This window comes from Paenibacillus sp. 01T422, from assembly GCF_056398785.1.
Genome location: NZ_JBFTQB010001055.1, coordinates 1 through 1,965, shown reverse-complemented (window position 1 = coordinate 1,965; position 1,965 = coordinate 1). Strand labels below are relative to the sequence as shown.

Genomic DNA, 1,965 nt, shown 5'->3' with positions numbered 1-1,965 from the left:
GACCTGTGCAATAAACAAGCCTTGAACCGATGGTACAGACAAACGATTGAACAAATGCTTAAGCTCATTTCTTATGCCTCTTCCAAATATACGCGCTCGAAATTGCGTAAAGCTCTGCCGGAGCAGTTTGTATATATTGTAGAAGAGCTTCTATACAAGACGGATTCGACTAACAATAAGGACCCATATTATGAGGAAATTTACCGGCAAATTATTTCCTTGGGCCAGGCGGACAAGCTCATTATCGGCCTTGCTTATACGACCCAGCGTTTGGTGGTTGACCATCTTCATGTGGTCGGAGATATCTATGATCGTGGGCCGGACCCCGATAAAATTATGGACACGCTAATCAACTACCATTCTGTAGATATTCAGTGGGGGAACCATGATGTCCTGTGGATAGGCGCCTATGTAGGTTCCCTGGTCTGCCTTGCGAATATTATCCGGATCTGTGCCAGATACGACAATCTGGATATCATCGAAGACGTATATGGAATTAATCTTCGCCCACTACTGAACTTGGCAGAGAAATACTATGATGACAATCCAGCCTTTAGACCGAAGCGTCAGAGCGACCATAACGGTTCGGAGCAGGAAATCCTGCAGATTACCAAAATTCATCAAGCCATTACAATGATCCAGTTTAAGCTTGAAATCCCTATTATCAAGAGACGCCCGTACTTTAATATGTCTGAAAGGCTTTTGCTTGAGCAAATCGATTACGACAAAACTGAAATCAAGATCGGCGGAAATACTTACCCGCTGGAAAACACCTGTTTCTCAACTGTAAATCCGCAGCAGCCTGAAGAATTGCTGGAGGAAGAGCAGCAGGTGATGGAAAAGCTGCTGTTCTCCGTTCAGCATTCCGAAAAGCTGGCCAGACATATGAATTTTCTTATGAAAAAGGGCAGCCTTTATCTAAAATACAACGGGAATTTGTTATTTCACGGCTGTATTCCTTTGGATGAAGAAGGAGACATGGAAGAAATGCAGATTGAAGACAAGACATATTCGGGTCGAAAGTTGCTCGATGTTTTTGAATACTATTTACGTTACGCCTTTGCGCATCCGGAAGAGACAGATGATCTGGCTACGGATATGGTATGGTACATCTGGACAGGGGAGTGTTCTTCACTCTTTGGAAAGAGAGAAATGACCACCTTTGAACGATACTTTATCCAAAATAAAGAAGCCTATAAGGAGAGAAAGAACCCTTATTACCATTTGCGTGAAAATGAGGAGATCTGCAGGAAAATCCTGCTGGAATTTGATATGAATCCAGACCATGGACATATCATTAACGGTCACACGCCAGTTAAAGAAATTCGTGGAGAGAGCCCCGTTAAAGCAAACGGGAAAATGGTTGTTATTGACGGCGGTTTTTCCAAAGCCTATCAATCTACAACGGGCATCGCTGGATATACCTTGTTGTATAATTCCTTTGGCATGCAGCTCGTTGCCCATCAGAAATTTAATACAAAAGAAGATGTGTTATTTAACGGAACGGACGTATTGTCTATAAAAAGGCTGGTGGACAAAGAACTGGAGCGGAAGCTGGTGAGGGAAACCAATGTTGGGGAGAAGATGCTGCAGAAAATCTCGAATTTGAAGAATCTCCTGGCATATCGCTACATGAAATGAATGAAATTTAGCGTTTGTATGTTAGTGGCAACGTAACTAAATACGTCAATTAGAGGATATCCCAGAGGTCATAAAGTTGACTGAGGGGTATCCTCTTTTTTGACATATAGCTATACGCGGCATTTTAATGCTCAATTAAATTGATTAGAGGGACTTCTTGCTCCAGTTCTGGCTGATCGAGCGTATAGACCATGGCCGTATCATTTTTTTCATCAACAGTTTGAATGTAAATTGGAATTTCATTAAAGGTCACATTCGCCATTTCTGGGGATGCGGCGATTTCTAATGCTCTCGATTTGTTCACGTCAATGATCTCCTTAAGGT

Annotated in this window: 2 protein-coding genes; one reads left to right on the top strand and one right to left on the bottom strand. The window is 42.3% G+C overall.

The annotated features are described in order from the left end of the window. The coding region (locus tag AC1DUA_RS35405) for a fructose-1,6-bisphosphatase (protein ID WP_477504193.1) at window positions 1–1,641 on the top strand (1,641 nt) is incomplete at its 5' end. 124 nt (window positions 1,642–1,765) lie between these two features. On the opposite strand, the gene AC1DUA_RS35400 is transcribed toward AC1DUA_RS35405, so the two are convergent. Continuing rightward, window positions 1,766–1,945, bottom strand: a complete 180-nt coding sequence (locus tag AC1DUA_RS35400) for an H-type small acid-soluble spore protein (RefSeq protein WP_477504194.1) — start codon at window positions 1,943–1,945, stop codon at window positions 1,766–1,768. Window positions 1,946–1,965 lie beyond the last annotated feature (20 nt).